Origin of the sequence: Streptomyces sp. NPDC046831 (assembly GCF_040645305.1) — a bacterium.
GTDB lineage: Bacteria > Actinomycetota > Actinomycetes > Streptomycetales > Streptomycetaceae > Streptomyces.
On the sequence record NZ_JBEYXZ010000079.1, the window covers coordinates 1 to 1,572 of the forward strand.

Genomic DNA, 1,572 nt, shown 5'->3' on the forward strand with positions numbered 1-1,572 from the left:
GACGCCCGTGGGCGGGTCGCCGAGTTGCACGGGATTCGTGCGCAGGCGGTGGCGGGTCCGGGTGAGAAGGCGACCGCGGCGCAGCATGCCAAGGGGAAGCTGACGGCGCGGGAGCGGATCGAGCTGCTGCTGGATGCGGGTTCCTTCCAGGAGGTCGAGCAGTTGCGGCGGCACCGGGCGTCGGGGTTCGGTCTGGAGGCGAAGCGGCCGTACACCGATGGTGTGGTCACCGGGTGGGGGACGGTGGAGGGGCGCACGGTGTTCGTGTATGCCCATGACTTCCGGATCTTCGGGGGTGCGCTGGGTGAGGCGCACGCGACGAAGATCCACAAGATCATGGACATGGCGATCGCGGCGGGTGCGCCGCTGGTGTCGTTGAACGACGGTGCGGGGGCCCGGATCCAGGAGGGTGTCTCGGCGCTGGCCGGCTACGGCGGGATCTTCCAGCGCAACACGCGTGCGTCGGGGGTGATCCCGCAGATCTCGGTGATGCTGGGCCCGTGTGCGGGGGGTGCGGCCTACAGTCCGGCGCTGACGGACTTCGTGTTCATGGTCCGGGAGACCTCGCAGATGTTCATCACCGGCCCGGACGTGGTCAAGGCGGTCACCGGTGAGGAGATCACGCAGAACGGGCTGGGCGGGGCGGACGTGCACGCGGAGACCTCCGGGGTGTGCCACTTCGCCTACGACGACGAGGAGACGTGCCTGGCGGAGGTGCGGTACCTGCTCTCGCTGCTGCCGCAGAACAACCGGGAGACGCCGCCGCGGGTGGAGTGCGCCGACCCGGTCGAGCGGCGCTCGCAGGTGCTGCTGGACCTGGTCCCGGCGGACGGCAACCGCCCCTACGACATGGCCAAGGTGATCGAGGAGCTCGTCGACGACGGCGAGTACCTGGAGGTCCACGAGCGATGGGCGCGCAACATCATCTGCGCGCTGGCCCGGCTGGACGGGCAGGTCGTGGGGATCATCGCCAACCAGCCGCAGGTGCTGGCGGGTGTGCTGGACATCGAGGCCAGCGAGAAGGCGGCCCGCTTCGTGCAGATGTGCGACGCCTTCAACATCCCCCTGGTCACCCTGCTGGACGTGCCGGGCTTCCTGCCGGGGGTGGACCAGGAGCACGGCGGGATCATCCGGCACGGGGCGAAGCTGCTGTACGCGTACTGCAACGCGACCGTGCCCCGGATCTCGCTGATTCTGCGCAAGGCCTACGGCGGCGCCTACATCGTGATGGACTCCCAGTCCATCGGCGCGGACCTGACCTTTGCCTGGCCGACCAACGAGATCGCGGTGATGGGCGCCGACGGCGCGGCCAACGTCATCTTCCGCCGGCAGATCGCCGAGGCGGCGGATCCCGAGGCGATGCGGCAGAAGATGGTCAAGGAGTACAAGGCCGAGCTGATGCACCCCTACTACGCGGCCGAACGCGGCCTGGTCGACGACGTCATCGACCCCGCCGACACCCGGCAGACCCTCATCCGCTCCCTGGCGATGCTGCACACCAAACACGCCGACCTGCCCTCCCGCAAACACGGCAACCCCCCGCAGTAGAACCGGCGGGCCCACCACGGGCCC

At 69.5% G+C, this 1,572-nt stretch carries 1 protein-coding gene; it reads left to right on the top strand.

What is annotated here, in order from left to right:
* Nucleotides 1-1,548: acyl-CoA carboxylase subunit beta (locus tag ABZ920_RS30475; protein WP_361512074.1), on the top strand; the 1,548-nt coding region annotated here is incomplete at its 5' end.
* Between the last annotated feature and the right edge of the window lie 24 nt (nucleotides 1,549-1,572).